Origin of the sequence: Buchnera aphidicola (Cinara cuneomaculata), assembly GCF_900698865.1 — a bacterium.
Taxonomy (GTDB): domain Bacteria; phylum Pseudomonadota; class Gammaproteobacteria; order Enterobacterales; family Enterobacteriaceae; genus Buchnera_F; species Buchnera_F aphidicola_AA.
Genome location: NZ_LR217695.1, coordinates 182,905 through 201,986, shown reverse-complemented (window position 1 = coordinate 201,986; position 19,082 = coordinate 182,905). Strand labels below are relative to the sequence as shown.

The window sequence follows — 19,082 nt, the reverse complement described above, 5'->3', positions numbered from 1 at the left end:
TATATCTTGATAATTAAACAATATTATTACCTGTATCTACATATATAATTTGTCCAGTAATACCACGAGATAAATCAGAACATAAAAACGCCGCTACATCTCCGATTTCCTGAATAGTGATATTTTTATTTAATAAAGAATTATTTTTACTTATCGTTATAATTTTATGAAAATTTCTTATTTTATAAGAAGCTGTTGTTTTTATAGGTCCAGCTGAAATTGCATTAACTCGTATATTTTTACCTATAGACGCAGATAAATATCTTACATTAGCTTCTAATGAAGCTTTAGCAATACCCATTATATTATAATAAGGAATATACCTAATAGCTCCGATGTATGATAACGTTAAAATTGCTGATTTATTATTGAGAAATTTTTTAGCTACTTGTACAATAGCTACTAAACTAAATGAATTAATTTCATGTGCATCTAAAAAATTTTTGCGATTAATAACTTTAATATAATTTTTATTTAATTGTATTATTGGTACATATGCTATGGAATGTACTATTCCGTCTATTTTATTCCATATTTTAGATAATTTTTTAAATAACTGAACAATTGAAGTATCTGAAGTAACATCACACTCTAAAATAATATTGGATTGAACTTTTTGTGCTAGTAATGTTACATTTTTTTTAGATCTTATATCGTGATAAACAAAAGCTAACTTAGCTTCTTGTTTATACATGGCGATTGCAATACCCCACGCAATTGAAAAATGGTTTTTAACACCAAAAATTAAAATTTTTTTATTTTTTAAAAAAGTCATTTGTATATTTAGTACCTGAATTATAATTTATATTTATCATATATTAATAATAGTAATATTATTAATATATAAACATATATATTCGATGTAAACCTATTTAAAAAATATAATTTTTATATTTACAGTTTATAATATATAGTATTTTACTACTAATATTAGTAAATATAATAATATTATTCATTATGGTAAATATGGTATATTTTGATGTATATTAGCACCTCCTAGACATTGTCTATGACTATAAAATACTGCAGATTGTCCAGATACAACTCGTTCAAGTGGTTTATTAAATAAAATTTGAATATACTGACTTTTTTTATTATAAAATATACAACATATTATCGGTTTATGTTGATGTCTAATTTGTACTAAACATTTTAATTTAAAATCCCTCGATATATGACAAATCCAATGAATTTTTTTTGTTAAAAAACCGTATGATAATAAATATGGATTTCTAGATCCTTGTACAACTACAACTATATTTAATTGAATGTTTTTTTTAACGACATACCAAGGATACATATTTTTATTTTTCTTTCCGCCAATTTTTAATCCTTTTCTTTGGCCAATTGTATAATATTCATATCCACAATGTAATCCTATAAATTCTCCCGACATAGTTAATATTTTTCCTGTTTTATAAGGAATATATCGATTTAAAAATAAATTAAATTTTTTAGGTTGAATGAAACAAATACCAGTAGAATCCTTTTTTTGATATATACATAAGTTTATTTTTTTTGCTATTTTTCGCGTTTGTGTCTTTTTTATATTAGATAACGGAAAAAATATTTTTGATAAAATTTGTGACTTTAAAGTATATAAAAAATAACTTTGATCTTTATTATCATCACTTGCTCTATATAAATAATATTTATTACGTTTTCTTTTAATTTTCGCATAATGACCTGTTGCAAAATAATTTGCTTGTAAATGATTGAAAGCAAAATTTAAACAAATATTAAATTTAATAATTTTATTACATAAAATATCTGGATTAGGAGTATTTCCTTTTTTATATTCTAGGATAAATTTCTTAAATACTCGTTCCCAATATTCTGTTGAAAAATTAATTGTATGTAATAAAATACCCAAACGATTGCATACTGATTGTGCATCGGTAAAATCAATTTTTGCGGAACAATAATTATTTGAATCATCTTCATCCCAATTTTTCATAAATAAACCTTCTACAGTATATCCTTTCTTTAACAAAAGCCACGCTGAAACTGAAGAATCTACTCCTCCTGACATAGCTAAAATGACTCTTTTTTTTTCCATTTTATTATTACACCATAATATTAATTACATTCGATTAAAATAATTTTTATATAAAATAAAACATTTATATTGAAAATAATTTGTTAATAGTTTTATACTATAAATTTATATCAAATAAACATTTAATAATTAAAATAAGTAAATATATTATATATATAATATAATATACATATCATAAAATATGTTTTGTTATTTATTATATAGGATATATATCCTGTATTTATATACATATTTAAATTAATGAAAATTTTAAAAAATAATAATATAAATTTATATTATAAATATATATAAAATATCAATTAAAAATAAAATGGTGTCTCAGTTATATTATGAAATATATAAGAAATTTTTCTATTATTGCTCACATAGACCATGGTAAATCAACTTTATCTGATCGATTAATACAAGCATGTGGAGGTCTTTCTAAAAGAGAAATGTCAGAACAAGTTTTAGATACCATGGAATTGGAACGAGAACGCGGTATTACTATTAAAGCGCAAAGCGTAACTATTAATCATATGTCTAAAATAGGAAAAAATTTTTGCTTAAATTTTATTGATACACCCGGTCATGTTAATTTTGCATATGAAGTTTCACGTGCATTATCAGCATGCGAAGGTGCTTTATTAATAGTAGATGCAGCTCAAGGTGTTCAAGCTCAAACTATTGCTAATTGTCATAGCGCTTTAAAAATGAAATTATCTATTTTGCCTATTTTGAATAAAATTGATTTACCCAATGCTAGACCGAGTCAAGTTTGTAAAGATATACAAGATATTATTGGTATATCTACTAAAAATATTGTTTTATGTTCTGCAAAAACAGGTGAAGGAATACCAGATTTACTGGAAAAAATAATAACTGTAATCCCCGCTCCTAAAGGAAGTCCTCATAATTCATTACAAGCATTAGTAATTGATTCGTGGTTTGACAAATATTTAGGTGTAGTATCTTTAATACGTATAAAAAATGGTTTTATAAAAATAAAAGATAAAATCTTTATCATGAGAACTAAACAGGTATATCAGGTTGATCAAATGGGTATTTTTACACCAAAACGAATCTTAAAATCTATTTTATCGTGCGGTGAAGTTGGTTGGATAATTTGCGGGATTAAAAATATTCGTTCTATATTAGTTGGCGAGACTATTACTTCTTTTGTCAATCCCGCTAACAAATTATTATTAGGATTTGAAAAAATTAAACCAAAAATATACGCTGGTTTATTTCCTATAAAAAATGATCAATATAATCGATTTAAAGAAGCTTTATATAAACTACAATTAAATGATTCTTCTTTATTTTATGAACCTGAAAATTCACAAGCATTAGGTTTTGGATTTAGATGTGGATTTTTGGGAATATTACATATGGAAATTATTCAATCCCGTTTAGAAAGAGAATATAATATAAAAATAATTGTAACAGCACCTACAGTTATTTATGAAGTAATACTTATTAAAAATAAAAAAAAAGTTTATTTAGATAATCCAGCTAAATTTCCTAAAAATAATGATATCTATGAAATTAGAGAACCAATAGCGTTTTGTAATATTTTAACTCCAACTAAATATATTGGAGAAATTATAAATTTGTGTATTAAAAAAAGAGGAGTACAGAAAAATTTAATATATCATGATAAAAAAACTATTATTCAATATGAACTTCCATTATCTGAAGTAATTTCAAATTTTTTTGATCAATTAAAATCTATATCTAGTGGATACGCTTCATTAGAGTATAATTCAATTGGTTTTAAAAAAAGTAATTTAGTTAAAATTGATATTTTAATTAATTCAATTAAAATAGATGCATTATCTTCAATATGTCATAGAAAAAATTCTATTAGCATCGCAAAAAATATAATAGATAAAATTAAAAAAATTATACCAAGACATCAATTTAATGTACCTATTCAAGCTGCTATTGAAAATAACATTGTTTCTAGAGCTAATATAAAACAATTAAGAAAAAATGTATTATCAAAATGTTATGGCGGAGATATTAGTCGAAAAAAAAAATTGCTACAAAAACAAAAAAAAGGAAAAAAACGAATGAAAATTATAGGAAACGTGAAAATCCCTCAGGAAATATTTTTATCAATATTACAAATTAACTAATAATTATACGAGAAAATTATATATGGAATTTCTAAATAAATATATATTAATAATAATAATTGGACTCATAGGTACTTTCTGGATATTGAATCATATAAAAAATTTATATATTACTTTTTTTAAAAAAAAAAAAGTATATAATAATATATTATTAAATCAATTGAATTATATTTTTCCTATTATCATCATAATATGTAGTATTAGATGTTTTATTTGTGAGCCGTTTAAAATTTTTTCATATTCTATGAATCCAACATTACTTACGGGTGATTATATTATCACACAAAAGTTTTCTTGTATTATAAATAATTTATCAAAAAAAAATATTGTAATAAAAAATTATCAACCTAAAAAAAATGATATTGTTGTATTTAAATCACCTCATAATAAACTTGTATATTACATTAAACGAATTATAGGTATGCCTGGAGATACTATCGTATATAACCCTTTTAAAAAAAAAATATACATTATAACAAAAAAAAATATTAAATATCAAATTATTTCTTTAAAAAATAACATGATAAATAATCAATATCCTGGTACTTTTAATATGAATACATATCGTTCATTAAAAATTGAGCAGTATCAAGAACAATATAAAAATTATATATATAATATATCCGTAACTCATGGTATAAAAAATTCTATATATCCATTTTATAAACAATGCAATTCTAAAAAAAAATGGACATGGATTATTCCTAAAAATAAATATTTTGTAATTGGAGATAATCGAGATAAAAGTTCAGATAGTAGATCTTGGGGATTTATTTCAAAAAAAAATATTTTAGGAAAAGCTAAATATATTTGGTTTAGTATAGACATACATAATAAAAATTGGTTAAAAAAAATACGATTTTATAGGATCTTTAAAAAAATTTTATAAAATATTTTATATATCATATTCATAATATGAAATATATTAATTATTTTAACAAATACATTAATCATTTTAATTTTTAATCAACATCGTATGCATTCAATAATGATGAATAAACTACAACAATTTATAGGCTATACATTTTCTAATGTATCATTATTACAACATGCTTTAACACATAGAAGTGCTAGTACACAGCATAACGAACGATTAGAATTTTTAGGAGATTCTATTCTTAGTTTTATTATAGCAAAAGCTCTATACCATCATTTTCCAAAAGTAAATGAAGGAGGAATGAGTAGAATGCGTGCAACATTAGTGCGAGGAAATACATTAGCTGAAATTGCATCTGAATTTTCTCTGGGTAGTTATCTTAAATTAGGACACGGAGAAAAAAAAAGTGGAGGTTTTAAACGAGAATCTATTTTAGCTAATGCAATAGAGGCTGTAATAGCTAGTATATTTTTAGATAGCAATATATATACTGTCGAAAAAATAGTATTACAGTGGTATAAAACTCGTTTTATACAAATGAACCCTATTAGTACTAAAAAAGATCCTAAAACTCGATTACAGGAGTTTTTACAATCTAAACATTATCCATTACCTGTATATCATATTGGACAAATATACGGTGCAGCACATAACCAAATTTTTACTATTTATTGTAAAATAAATGGATTATCAGAAATATTAATTGGAATAGGAGCTAGTCGAAGAAAAGCTGAACAAGATGCAGCTCAAAATGCATTAATTCGATTAGAAGTAGAATAATACATAACATGAAAAAAGAAACTATTTTTGGAAAAGTTTTACTAGTAGGTAGAACTAACGTAGGTAAATCCACTTTACTAAATAAATTAATTAAATCCAATATTTCTATAATTTCACGTAAACCCAATACAACTCAAACTCATCTTACTGGAATATATACTGACAAATTAATACAATTTGAATTAATTGATTCACCGGGTATTAACTATATTTATAGTAATATAGAAAAAAAGAAATTACGCGATACATTTAATTTGATACATGAAGTAAATATTATAATTTTTATTATAAACAGTTTTATTTGGACTAATCACGAAAGAAAATTATTAAAATATATTAAAAAACATAATGATAATTATGTTATTGTTATCAATAAAATTGATTATATCAAAAAAAAAATATTATTATTACCATTTATTCAAAAAATTAATAAACTTACTGTAAATCATGAGATTTTTTTAATTTCAGCAAAAAAAAATATATATTTAAAAAATTTATTAATTTATATTAAAAAAACCTTACCAACTTCATTTCACAGACACGTACATACTAAAAAAACTACGTGTACTAAAGAATTCTTGATTGCTGAAATAATCCGGAATACGTTAATGAATCTCGTAAATAAAGAAATAGTATATTCATTCATAGTAGAAATTTCTGATTTTTATCAACAAAATAATAATAGATATTTTATATCTAGTATTATTTTTGTTAAAAATATACAACATAAAAAAATTATCATCGGATATAAAGGGGCTAAAATTAATCAATGTCATATACGATCGCAAAATAAAATAGAAAATTTTTTAAAAGAAAAAATTTTTTTTAAAATATTAGTAAAAATAAAATAAAATAATTTATAATTTAGCAATAAAAGAGGTTATGATGTCAATCATCGGTATAGGGATAGATATGGTCAGTATCTTGCGTTTTAAAAAATTAATTATTAATTATGGTATAGCAATACCTAACAAGATTTTATCAAAAACAGAATTAGATGAATATACCAATATATATCATAAAGAAAAATTTTTAGCTCAAATATTTACTGCTAAAGAAGCAACTGCTAAAGCAATGGGATTAGGAATATATAACAATATGTTTTTAAAAAATTGTGAAATTGTTCATAATCGTACAGGAAAACCTCATATAAAAATGTTCGGATATGTTAAAAACAAATTACATCAATTAAAAGTCAAAAAAATTTTTTTAAGTATTACAGACACATCTGAATATACTCAATCGATAGTTATATTGGAAAATTAATTTTTTTTTAAAAAATTATCTTTTTTTTTTAAAAAATTTCTTTAGTAACTCTGAACATTCAGATAATAAAATTCCGGATGTAATATCTTTTAAATGATGTTTTATTTGATGAATATATAATAAATTCATGAAATAAGAAAAATTACATTTTTTAGTACTATAAGAACCGTACACTAGTCTATATATTCGGGCAGATATAATTGCCGCAGAACACATTAAACACGGTTCATGAGTAACATACAATGTTGTGTAATATAACCTATAATTTTTTAATTTTTTACCACCTTTTCTTATTGCTAATAATTCAGCGTGAGCGCTAGTATCACACAATTTAATACAAGAATTAAATGATGAACTAATAATCTTATTATCTTTAATTAAAATAGATCCAATTGGGATTTCGCCGTTTTTTTTTCCAAAATAAGCTTGTTTCAATGCTTTTTTCATCCAATAATTATCAATATTCATTCTACTCATGAAAACCCATATTTAAAAAATTTAATTATATTTATTATTTAAAGATATACGCTTATATATAGCAGATTGTTCAATTTTCCAAGCACGATTTTTTTTATCTAATCGTTTATCATGAGTAGATTTTCCTTTAGCAATACCAATTTGAATTTTACACCAAGATTTATTCCAAAATATTTTTAAAGGAATAATTGTATATCCTTTTTTCGTATTATATAACATAATAATTTCAATTTCTTTTTTTGTTAATAATAATTTTCGAATACGGTCTGTTTGACATAAAGAAAAATTAGTAGTATTAGCTAATGGTTGAATATATGTTCCGATTAAATATATTTCATTTCTATTAATTATAATATATCCTGCCGTAATTTGAACATATCCTGCTCGAATTGATTTTACTTCCCAGCCTTGCAATACAAGACCAGCAGTAATAGTTTTTTCTATAATAAAATTATAGCTTACCTTTTTATTAAAAAAAACTTTTTTTTTTTTTATTATGATTTAATATTTTTCCTTATTTTATTTTAAATACAATTATTATTTTTAAATGTATATATGTTAATTATATTTTTATTTAATTTGAGAAACTGATACTAATGCAGGTCTTAATAATCTATTATTAATTGAGTATCCTGGTTGAATAACATAAGAAATATAATTATTTTTATACTTTCCGGAAAAATCAATAGATATTGCTTGATGAAATTCGGGATTAAATGGAATATCAATAGCATTAATAATTGATATTTTATATTTTGAAAATAAATATATAAATTTTTTTTGTATATCTTTAAGATATACATATATTTCTGAATTATTTTTATTTGAAGATTCCAATAAATGAACTGACGCATCTATACTATCGACAACTGGCAAAATTGATAGAAAATATTTTTCAAGAAAAAAGTTATATGTATTATTAATTTTCTTGTGTAATCTTACTTCAAAATTTAATAATTTATCAGCATAATATTTAGAATCATTTATTATATCTTGTTGCAAATGTAATTTTTTTAATTTTTTTTGTTGTAAAAATTCTTCATAATTTTCTATATCTTTGTTATTTTTATCTTGATTTATTCTATTAGAAGATAACTTATCAAGACTATTATTACATTTCATAAGTATATTGTCCGAATATATTTATATATAAATATTTTTTACAATATAAATTGTAAATTTAATTAAAATAATGAATTTCGGTGCGGACGGGATTCGAACCCGCGACCCCCGGCGTGACAGGCCGATATTCTAACCAGCTGAACTACCGCACCTTTTAATTAATTAATAAAAATATCTACATTTAACTTAATTTAAGTAAAAAATTCACATTAATAGTTAAATCAAATCTTTATTCATACTTCGCATATATTTTATATGCTTTTTATTTTCTAATTTAGATGCAAATAATATTTTTGATAATTTATCATTAAGTTTTTTATTTGATATAGGTGGAATTATTTCAGTTCTATATTTTTTTGTAAAAAATATTTCTTTTTGCCTACTCGTCATGTGTAGATATATTTTCATTAATATCTTAGCGTCTAACAAAGCTCCGTGTACCTTGTTACGAGGATTTATTATATTATATCTACGACATAAAGCATCTAAATTATTTTTTTTTCCAGGATATAATTTTCTTGCCATTTCCAATGTATCTATAATATCACTAAATTCTCGAATTTTTTTAATTCCAATATTCAATTGACTAAATTCGTAATCTAAAAAATTAATATCAAAAATAGAATTATGAACTATAATTTTTGATTTTTTTATAAAATTTATAATATTTAAATAAATATCTTTAAATCTAGGTTTATCGGTTAATTGATGTAAAGAGATTCCATGAATTTTATACGCTTCTTGCTCAATACCACGATCTGGATTTAGATAATAATGTAGATATCGTCCAGTATATTTTCTATTAATAAGCTCAATAATTCCAATTTCTATAATTTTATGATTTAAATACAAAAAACCGGTCTTATTCATTCCGGTAGTTTCTATATCTAGAACCACTTTTCTAGATTTATTTATATTATTCATTATAAAAATACGTTCATTAAAAAATTACAGAATAAAAATATATAAATTATTTAAAATAAATTTATTTAAAATAAATATTATTCCAATAATATTGGAGCTAAGCGGGATTGAACCGCTGACCTCCTGCGTGCAAAGCAGGCGCTCTCCCAGCTGAGCTATAGCCCCTTATAATATATATGGTAGGCCTGAGTGGATTTGAACCACCGACCTCACCCTTATCAGGGGTGTGCTCTAACCGGCTGAGCTACAAGCCTGTTTTACTATAATAAATCAGAAAATTTCTGTGGGCACGATCGAATCAAATGTTTTATATTTTAAGGAGGTGATCCAACCGCAGGTTCCCCTACGGTTACCTTGTTACGACTTCACCCCAGTTATGAACCACAAAGTGGTAGGCGCCCTCCAAAATTTGGTTAGGAAACCTGCTTCTTTTGCAACTCACTCCCATGGTGTGACGGGCGGTGTGTACAAGGCCCGGGAACGTATTCACCGTGACATTCTGATACACGATTACTAGCGATTCCGACTTCGTGGAGTCGAGTTGCAGACTCCAGTCCGGACTACGATACACTTTATGAGGTTTGCTTATCTTCGCAGAGTTGCTTCTCTTTGTATGTACCATTGTAGCACGTGTGTAGCCCTGGTCGTAAGGGCCATGATGACTTGACGTCGTCCCCACCTTCCTCCGGTTTATAACCGGCAGTCTCCCTTGAGTCCCCGGCCGAACCGCTGGTAACAAAAGATAAGGGTTGCGCTCGTTGCGGGACTTAACCCAACATTTCACAACACGAGCTGACGACAGCCATGCAGCACCTGTCTCATAGTTCCCGAAGGCACTTCTATATTTCTACAAAATTCTATGGATGTCAAGACCAGGTAAGGTTTTTCGCGTTGCATCGAATTAAACCACATGCTCCACCGCTTGTGCGGGCCCCCGTCAATTCATTTGAGTTTTAGCCTTGCGACCGTACTCCCCAGGCGGTCGACTTAACGCGTTAGCTACAGAAGTCATTTCTCTTAGGAAACAACCTCTAAGTCGACATCGTTTACGGCATGGACTACCAGGGTATCTAATCCTGTTTGCTCCCCATGCTTTCGCACCTCAGCGTCAGTTTTCGTCCAGGAGGTCGCTTTCGCCACAGGTATTCCTCCAGATATCTACGCATTTCACCGCTACACCTAGAATTCTACCTCCCTCTACGAAACTCTAGTTATTCAGTTTCAAATGCAGTTCCTAGGTTGAGCCCAGGGATTTCACATCTGACTTAAATAACCGCCTACGAGCTCTTTACGCCCAGTAATTCTGATTAACGCTTGCACCCCCCGTATTACCGCGGCTGCTGGCACGGAGTTAGCCGGTGCTTCTTTTTCAGGTAACGTCAATTAACGATGATATTAGCATCATTACTTTCTTCCCTGACGAAAGTACTTTACAACCCTAAGGCCTTCTTCATACACGCGGCATAGCTGCATCAGGCTTGCGCCCATTGTGCAATATTCCCCACTGCTGCCTCCCGTAGGAGTCTGGACCGTGTCTCAGTTCCAGTGTGGCTGGCCATCCTCTCAGACCAGCTAGAGATCGTTGCCATGGTAAGCCGTTACCTTACCATCTAGCTAATCTCGTCTGGGTTCATCTAAACGCGCAAGGTCTTCAAAAAAGACCGATCCCCTGCTTTAGTTTCTCAACATTATGCGGTATTAGCTATCGTTTCCAATAGTTATCCCCCTCATTTAGGTAGATCCCCAGATATTACTCACCCGTTTGCCGCTCGCCGGCAAAAATATAAATATTTTCCCGCTGCCGCTCGACTTGCATGTGTTAGGCTTGCCGCCAGCGTTCAATCTGAGCCATGATCAAACTCTTCATTTACGTATAACTTTTATTACAAAACTAATTTTTTTTTATATTAAAATTAATAATGAATAATTTGTATCTGAACATTTAATTTTCATGTGCCCACAAAAATTTTCTGAAATATTTTTTTAAAGAACGTTTTTTGTTACAAGATCTATCTTATAGTTTTTTACAAAAAAGTCAACATATTTTTTTTTAATTTATAAAAATTTTAATTTTATTAAAAATATATACTATTTATTATAAAAGAATTATTTAATAATAACTAACTTAAAAAATTATTAATCTATAATAATAAACTTGTTATTTTTTCTATTAAAGATCTGGGGGATAATTTTTACAATAATTAAGAATTACTATATAATAATTACTATTAAATAGTTTTTTCAGTTTATTATTATAATCCATTCATATATTACTAAACATATATGTATTACCATCAATATTGGTGCGCTTATGAATATTCAAAAATTTTTAACAAAAAAAATCAAAAAAATTTGTACAAAATATAATATTCCGAAAAGTTTTGATCCTATTATTCGAAAAAATATAAAAAAAAATGAAATTGATTATCAAGTAAACGGAATTATTAAATTAAAAAATAAAATACCATCTTCTTCATATCAACTCGCTGTTAATATTGCTAATGATTTAATTAAATCTAATGTCTATGAAAAAATATCAGTTCCGCAACAAGGATTCATCAATATAACCTTACAATCAGATTGGTTATGTAAATACATCAATAAAATGTATAATAAAAAAAACTTTAATATATTTACAAAAAATCCACAAACAATTATTATCGATTATTCTTCACCTAATATAGCTAAAGATATGCATGTAGGACATTTACGATCTACTATCCTAGGTGACGTAACAGCTCGATTAATGGAATTTTTAGGTCATACTGTAATACGACAAAATCACATTGGTGATTGGGGTATACAATTTGGAATCGTAATTACACAATTACAACAGATGTCACATATTTCTCTTGAAAAAATTGAAAAAATTTATAAACAAGCAAATTTAAGATATCAAACAGATCCGCGTTTTGTAAAAAAAACTGAAACAAATGTAGTTAATTTACAAAAAAAAAATAAAGATTGTTTAAAAATATGGAATTTACTTGTAAAACATACTATACAAAAAAATAATTTAATATATAAAAAATTAAATATTTCTCTTACTAACCAAGATATTCGTGGAGAAAGTTTCTACAACTTTATGTTGTCAGAAATTATAACTGATCTTAAAAAAAAAAAAATTGCTGTTAATCACAAAGGTTCTATTATTGTTTATCTGAATCAATTTAAAAATCGTCTAGGTAAAAAAATGGGAGTTGTTATACAAAAAAAAGATGGAGCCTTTTTATACGTAACCACGGACATTGCGTGTATAAAATATAGATGTAATGTACTAAAAGCAAATAGAATTATTTATTATATTGATAATCGACAAAAACAACATATTCAACAAGTATGGGAGATAGCGAAATTAGCGCAATATATACCAAATAACATATTATTAGAACATCATACGTTTGGAATGATTTTAGGTAAAAATAATAAACCTTTTAAAACACGTCATGGAAAAACAATTAAATTAATAGATTTATTAAACAAAGGTATCAATAAAGCAAAAAAAATAATAATAAAAAAACACCCGAATATGAACAATTATGAAATCAACTCTATTGCTCAAAATATTGGAATTGGTGCTATAAAATATTTTGATTTGTCGAAAAATAGAATTTCAAATTATGTTTTTAATTGGGATCAAATGTTATCCTTAAATGGAAATACAGCGCCTTATATACAATATGCATATACAAGAATTCATTCTGTTATTAATAACGCTGATTTATCTTTTAATACAAAAATATATTCTATTAAAATTTTTTCAAAATTTGAAAGACAACTGATATTAACTATTTTACAATTTGAAGAAATTGTTTTTTATTTAGAAAAATACGGTACTCCTCATTTGATGTGTAAATATTTATACGATCTCGCTGGACAATTCTCAAAATTTTATGAAAATTGTTCTATTATATTCGCAAAAGAAAAACACATCAAAGTCAGTCGAATTAAATTATCTATTTTAACAGCTAAAATAATTAAAAAAGGATTATACTTGTTAGGTATTAAAACAGTTAAAAAGATGTAATTATAATATTTATAAAAAATTATAATTACTCTAGAGATCTACCAATAGTATGAACTATTTTTATAGTTCTATTTTCAGAAATTTCTAAAAATGATAAAACTGTTAATTCCGGTACACTGGTAATAAATAATTTTACTAATAAACTACGTAATTCAGGACGAACTAATAATACTAATGGAGATTTATTTTTTTTTTGAATGACAATCGATAATTTAGCTTGTTTAATTAATTTTTCCGAAAATAAAGGTTCTAATTGACTACCTTTAGTATTAATTATTTTTAACAAAATACATTCTATTTTTGGACTTAATCCAATTACATGAATATTAAGAGCATTTAAAAAAAATTTTTGTGTAATAAAATTACGTAACGCAATTCGAATAATATTAGTAAGTTTGTCAACATCGTTTTTCATACTATTACCGTATTTTATTAACGTTTCTAAAATTGTTCTAATATCTTTAATAGATATATGTTCGTATAATAAATTTTGCAAAATATTTTGTAATATTGTAACTGATATTATATTAGGTATTAAACACTCTACTAAACGTGGATAAATTTGTGAAATACGATCTAATAATTGTTGTGTTTCTTGAAAACCAAATAAATCATATAAATTTTTTCTAATAATTTTATTAATATGTGTAATAATTACCGAAATAGGTTTTACAATTAATAGTTTTTTTTTAATAATTATTTCTTTATTATTAGAGTCAATCCAAAAAGCAGGAAGATCAAATACTGGTTCTTTTACTTGAATTCCTGGAATAGTAACTGTACTAATATTATTATTAATAACTAATAATTTATCTAAAAAAATATGTCCACATCCATGTTCTACTCCTTTAATTAAAATTTTATACTGTCCATCTTCTAACTTACAATTATGAATAAGATGAATATCAGAAATTAAAAATCCAAAATCTTTAGCAATATTTTTTCTTAAGAAATATATTTTTTTTAATAAATAATCATGTTTATCTTGATAAGCAGATTGAAAAAAAATAGAACTTAATTCTAAAGCAATTAAATATTCAAATTGAATATCGTTCCACGAAAAAATTAATATTTTATTTTCTTTTATATTTTCTATTTTAGAAAAACTTTTTTTTACATTATTTTTACTATATAAATACCATGAAAGTATTAATAAACTAATAGAAAAAAATAAAAATATAAAATTAGGCATTCCAGGTATTAAACCGATCATACTAAATACAATACCACTTAAAAATATAACTTGAGAATTATTAAAAATCTGACTAATTATTTGTTCACTAACATTGATTTTTTCAGATCCAATCCGCGTTAAAAGAACACCGGAAGCTATTGATATAACTAAAGAAGGAATTTGAGCGGCTAAACCATCTCCAATAGTTAATATGCTGTATATTTGAGCTGCTTGTAAAAATGACATATTATGTTGAATCATTCCTACAATTAATCCACCTATAATATTTACTATTATAATTATAATACCAGCGATAGCATCACCTCGAATAAATTTACTGGATCCATCCATTGACCCGTAAAAATCAGCTTCTTTATATACATTCATACGTCTTTTTTTAGCTTCTTTTTCAGAAATAATACCGGCATTTAAATCAGCATCTATGGCCATTTGTTTTCCAGGCATAGCATCTAAAATAAATCTAGCTCCTACTTCTGCAATTCTTCCGGAACCTTTAGTAATCACAATAAAATTTATAATTATTAAAATAATAAAAACAATAATTCCAATAAAAAAATTTCCACCAATTAAAAAAACTCCAAATGATTCAATAACATGACCAGCAGAATACAATCCCATATGTCCGTTTAATAAAATAACACGCGTAGAAGCAACATTTAAAGATAATCGCAATAATGTAGAAAATAACGAGACTATCGGAAACGAAGAAAAACTTAATACATCAGTAACAAACATAGAAACAATTAAAATAATTATTGAAACAATAATATTAAAAGTAAAAAATAAATCCAAAACAAAAGATGGTAAAGGTAGTATAAGCATACTTAAAATCATTAAAATTAATGATGGAGTAAATAAAGAATACAAACTCATATTATTGATTTTATTAAAAAATTTTAATAAAATAGATAATTTTCGCATTAATAATTATTCTCCTAATAACATAATTTATTGCTTGTTAAAAAATATAATTGGCATTGTTGGATATATACCACCATATTGTTTCCAACGTTTAAGTTGCCATGCCCACGCTAAAATTTTAGATATTGATGGATATAAAATACTTGGAATCTGATTATCGCTAGTGGAATGATTATACAAATAAATTGCTAAAGAGTTAGAAATAAAAATTGGAATATCATATTTGCGTGCAATTTCAACTATATAACTAGACAATTTTTCCAATCCTTTAAAAAGTATTTTAGGGGAAGATTTAGTGATTGGATCATAATATATTGCTATCGCACAATTTTTAGCGTTAAAAATAATTACATTTGATTTTATTAAGTCAGTTACAGAAAATCTATGTAATGATTGTCGTCGCATTAAAAATTGAATTCTCTGTTTAATTAATACATTTCCTTCTATCTCTTTTTGTTCGTTCTTTATTTCTTGAACAGTCATGTTAAGTTTATTAAAGTATTGAAAATATTTTATGATAGAATCAATAATAGCTATAATACCTACTATTAATAAAATTAATAAAATATATTTATAAATCCAAGAAAAACCAATAAATATATTTTTTGATAATGAATTTTTATAAAAATTATCAATATAATAATAATGATTCCACATAAATATCAAAGTAATAATAATAATCATTATTATTTTTATCAAATTAGATGTAAAATTAATTACTATATCAAATAAATTTCTTTTTTTAAAATTATTTACAACATTTAAAGAATTGAAACTAATTTTTAAAAATCTAATTTGCGCTATATTTCCTTGAATAAAAATAGGTGAAAACATTAATATAAATAATATTCCTAAAAACAATATTAAAAAATAAAAAATAAAAATTTTTATATGCTGTAATATTTGTAAAAAAAATAATTGAGGTTGACTAATAATTTTTTTTTCAAATGTTAAATTCAATATAAATAGTTTTAATAAATGTAAAAAAATAAATTTTTTATTGATATAAAATATACAACAAAAAAAAAACAAAATAAAAAAAGAATTTAGATCAAATAAATGCTGAACATCTCCCTTTTCTTGAAATTTTTTGATTTTATGTGGAGTTGCAGCTTCAGTTTTATCTTCATTTAAGCTATAATTCATATATTTATACCTTGATACAAATCAATTTAGTTTTATGTATAATAACTATTTATTACTATATTTAATATCTATTACTAACTACATTTGTTATTTTACTGATAAATAAATTTATATTTATTTTAATTAAATTATTTATTTTAATAAATATTATTTATATAATAAATTTATATACATACCTAATATATCAATGTTATATAAAATAAAATTTCTTTATTACGATTAAAAATCGTAAAAAATAGTATCAATAAATAATATATTTACATTTTATTATTTTTTAATAATTATCACAATAACAATATATATAGAAGAATACATTTACTGTTTTTAACAAAATATTAAATAAAATTCATCATCGATTTAAAAATAAATTATATTCAACAAATTACTTATAAAATTAAATTTAATTTACTAATTTATAGTAAAAATTACTTCTATTAATTTATAGAATATATATCTATTATATTCCGGAAACTTAACATGTTTACTACTAAATATTTACTTTCTACTATGAAAGAAGTTCCTGCAAATACAGAGTCAATAAGCCACCAATTAATGTTACGTTCTGGAATGATACGAATGTTATCTTCCGGAATATATACTTGGTTACCTACAGGGTATCGAGTAATTAAAAAAATAATAAAAATTATTTCTGATGTATTAGATCAACATGGATATATGGAACTTTGTATGCCTATTATACAACCAAAAAAATTATGGGATCAAAGTGGACGAACACAATTATATGGAAAAGAATTAATTAATATTATAGATCGTAGAAAAAAAAAATATATACTTAGCCCTACACACGAAGAAGCTATTAATCATATATTACATCAAGAAATTCATTCATATAAACAACTACCTATAGTTTTTTATCAAATACAAAAAAAATTTAGGGATGAAATAAGACCAAGATTTGGAGTTATTCGATCCGTAGAATTTTTAATGAAAGATGCGTATTCATTCCATATTAATACTCATTCACTACAAAAAACATACGAAACCGTTAAAAACATTTATATAAAAATATTTAAAAAATTACAACTCGATTTTAAAATTATTGAAGCGGACTCAAAAATTATGGGAGGATCTATATCTCATGAATTTCATGCTATATCTAATATCGGAGAAGATAAAATTATTTTTTCTAAATATTCAACTGATGCTATTAATATTAATAAATATAATAAACAAAAAAATAAAATTAAAATTTATTTAATAAAAACTAAATCTAATCAATCCCAATATTCTATAGCTGTCCTATTAATTCATAAGTATACATCTCTAAATACAGAAAGTTTGCAACGTATAGATATTCTCAAACATCCTATAAAATTTATTAAATCTAAAAAAATGATTTTAACATATAAGTTAACTACTGATAAAAAATTTTATGATAATCAAAATATTTTTATAATAGTAGATTCTAAAATAGTGAATATGCCATATTTTATTATTAAAAAAAAATGGTTTGATAAACAATTAACTCCAATTTTATGGAACAAAAAAATAATATTTAATCAAGTAATTACTACTAAAAATAGTAGTCAATTTATTTATGACAATACAAATAAAAATAAGCTTCAAATAAAAAATAGTATTGAAATAGGACACATCTTTCAAATTGGAAAAAAATATTCTAAAAATATCAATTTTTCTATATATGATAAAAATCATAATAAAAAAACATTACAGATGGGTTGCTATGGTATCGGAATAAATAGAATTATTTCGTCTATTATTGAACAAAATCATGATAATAACGGAATTATATGGCCCCATTGTGTGGCTCCTTTTCAAATCTTTATTATTCCAATAAATATGCATAAAAATAAAAACATAAACAATATAGCTAAATTAATTTATAAAAAATTAAAATATAACTGCATTGATGTTTTATTTGATAACAGAAAAGAAAATTTAGGAAAAATGTTTGCTGATATGAATTTAATTGGAATTCCTTATGGAATTATTATTAGTTCTAATACAATTGAAACAAAAGAGATTGAATTTTATATAAGAAAAAATAATTCAAAAAAAAGAATTTTAATATCACAATTACTTCCATTTATTAAAACCATTATATAATTTAAATATTTTTTATAACACTTAATAATTGTAAAAAATTAATTCTTTAATATTTTATTTACTTAAATATATTAAAAATA

The 19,082-nt window shown here is 24.4% G+C and carries 15 protein-coding genes, 3 tRNA genes and 1 rRNA gene; 7 read left to right on the top strand and 12 right to left on the bottom strand.

Annotated elements, in window-relative coordinates; all coding sequences use genetic code 11:
* Positions 1–13: 13 nt before the first annotated feature.
* Together APCICUMA2628_RS00875 and mnmA are read right to left on the bottom strand one after the other, a co-directional pair.
* The gene (locus APCICUMA2628_RS00875; protein ID WP_154027361.1) at positions 14–775 is read right to left on the bottom strand and encodes an enoyl-ACP reductase FabI; all 762 of its coding nucleotides are present in this window, start codon (positions 773–775) and stop codon (positions 14–16) included.
* A 180-nt stretch (positions 776–955) separates the two neighbouring features.
* Positions 956–2,059 carry a tRNA 2-thiouridine(34) synthase MnmA gene (mnmA, locus tag APCICUMA2628_RS00870; protein ID WP_154027359.1) on the bottom strand — a complete coding sequence of 368 codons (1,104 nt, stop codon included), beginning with the start codon at positions 2,057–2,059 and terminating at the stop codon, positions 956–958.
* A gap of 329 nt (positions 2,060–2,388) precedes the next feature.
* On the opposite strand from mnmA, the gene lepA reads away from it, so the two are divergent.
* From lepA to acpS, 5 genes are all read left to right on the top strand, one after another.
* Positions 2,389–4,179 (top strand): translation elongation factor 4, encoded by a 1,791-nt coding sequence (gene lepA, locus APCICUMA2628_RS00865; protein WP_154027357.1) that lies wholly within the window; start codon positions 2,389–2,391, stop codon positions 4,177–4,179.
* A gap of 22 nt (positions 4,180–4,201) precedes the next feature.
* On the top strand, positions 4,202–5,068 hold the full coding sequence (lepB, locus tag APCICUMA2628_RS00860; protein ID WP_154027355.1) for a signal peptidase I: 867 nt from the start codon (positions 4,202–4,204) through the stop codon (positions 5,066–5,068).
* Between the two features lie 87 nt (positions 5,069–5,155).
* Positions 5,156–5,836, top strand: a complete 681-nt coding sequence (gene rnc / locus APCICUMA2628_RS00855) for a ribonuclease III (protein WP_154027353.1) — start codon at positions 5,156–5,158, stop codon at positions 5,834–5,836.
* An 8-nt stretch (positions 5,837–5,844) separates the two neighbouring features.
* Positions 5,845–6,687 carry a GTPase Era gene (era, locus tag APCICUMA2628_RS00850; RefSeq protein ID WP_154027351.1) on the top strand — a complete coding sequence of 281 codons (843 nt, stop codon included), beginning with the start codon at positions 5,845–5,847 and terminating at the stop codon, positions 6,685–6,687.
* 34 nt (positions 6,688–6,721) lie between these two features.
* Positions 6,722–7,102 (top strand): holo-ACP synthase, encoded by a 381-nt coding sequence (gene acpS / locus APCICUMA2628_RS00845; protein ID WP_172598573.1) that lies wholly within the window; start codon positions 6,722–6,724, stop codon positions 7,100–7,102.
* Between the two features lie 15 nt (positions 7,103–7,117).
* Here acpS and tadA read toward each other — a convergent pair whose 3' ends face one another.
* The 8 genes from tadA to APCICUMA2628_RS00805 form a co-directional block, all read right to left on the bottom strand.
* Positions 7,118–7,579, bottom strand: coding sequence for a tRNA adenosine(34) deaminase TadA (tadA, locus tag APCICUMA2628_RS00840; RefSeq protein WP_232036805.1), 462 nt, complete (start codon positions 7,577–7,579; stop codon positions 7,118–7,120).
* Between the two features lie 21 nt (positions 7,580–7,600).
* Positions 7,601–8,074, bottom strand: coding sequence for an SsrA-binding protein SmpB (gene smpB / locus APCICUMA2628_RS00835; protein WP_269472304.1), 474 nt, complete (start codon positions 8,072–8,074; stop codon positions 7,601–7,603).
* A gap of 75 nt (positions 8,075–8,149) precedes the next feature.
* The gene (locus APCICUMA2628_RS00830; protein WP_154027343.1) at positions 8,150–8,701 is read right to left on the bottom strand and encodes a nucleotide exchange factor GrpE; all 552 of its coding nucleotides are present in this window, start codon (positions 8,699–8,701) and stop codon (positions 8,150–8,152) included.
* 78 nt (positions 8,702–8,779) lie between these two features.
* A tRNA-Asp gene (locus tag APCICUMA2628_RS00825) sits at positions 8,780–8,853 on the bottom strand.
* A gap of 64 nt (positions 8,854–8,917) precedes the next feature.
* Positions 8,918–9,625, bottom strand: a complete 708-nt coding sequence (dnaQ, locus tag APCICUMA2628_RS00820) for a DNA polymerase III subunit epsilon (protein WP_154027341.1) — start codon at positions 9,623–9,625, stop codon at positions 8,918–8,920.
* Between the two features lie 92 nt (positions 9,626–9,717).
* Positions 9,718–9,790: transfer RNA gene (locus APCICUMA2628_RS00815), tRNA-Ala, on the bottom strand.
* A 12-nt stretch (positions 9,791–9,802) separates the two neighbouring features.
* A tRNA-Ile gene (locus APCICUMA2628_RS00810) sits at positions 9,803–9,879 on the bottom strand.
* 61 nt (positions 9,880–9,940) lie between these two features.
* Positions 9,941–11,495: ribosomal RNA gene (locus tag APCICUMA2628_RS00805) — 16S ribosomal RNA — on the bottom strand.
* A gap of 441 nt (positions 11,496–11,936) precedes the next feature.
* Here APCICUMA2628_RS00805 and argS point away from each other — a divergent pair.
* A complete protein-coding gene (gene argS / locus APCICUMA2628_RS00800) occupies positions 11,937–13,652 on the top strand; it encodes an arginine--tRNA ligase (protein WP_154027339.1) in 1,716 nt (571 codons plus the stop codon).
* 25 nt (positions 13,653–13,677) lie between these two features.
* Here argS and APCICUMA2628_RS00795 read toward each other — a convergent pair whose 3' ends face one another.
* Together APCICUMA2628_RS00795 and APCICUMA2628_RS00790 are read right to left on the bottom strand one after the other, a co-directional pair.
* Positions 13,678–15,768: a flagellar biosynthesis protein FlhA gene (locus tag APCICUMA2628_RS00795; RefSeq protein WP_154027337.1), complete on the bottom strand. Its 2,091-nt coding sequence runs from the start codon at positions 15,766–15,768 to the stop codon at positions 13,678–13,680.
* 27 nt (positions 15,769–15,795) lie between these two features.
* Positions 15,796–16,914 (bottom strand): EscU/YscU/HrcU family type III secretion system export apparatus switch protein, encoded by a 1,119-nt coding sequence (locus tag APCICUMA2628_RS00790; protein ID WP_154027335.1) that lies wholly within the window; start codon positions 16,912–16,914, stop codon positions 15,796–15,798.
* A gap of 477 nt (positions 16,915–17,391) precedes the next feature.
* On the opposite strand from APCICUMA2628_RS00790, the gene proS reads away from it, so the two are divergent.
* Complete coding sequence (proS, locus tag APCICUMA2628_RS00785; protein WP_154027333.1) at positions 17,392–19,002, top strand: proline--tRNA ligase; 1,611 nt, start codon at positions 17,392–17,394, stop codon at positions 19,000–19,002.
* Positions 19,003–19,082 lie beyond the last annotated feature (80 nt).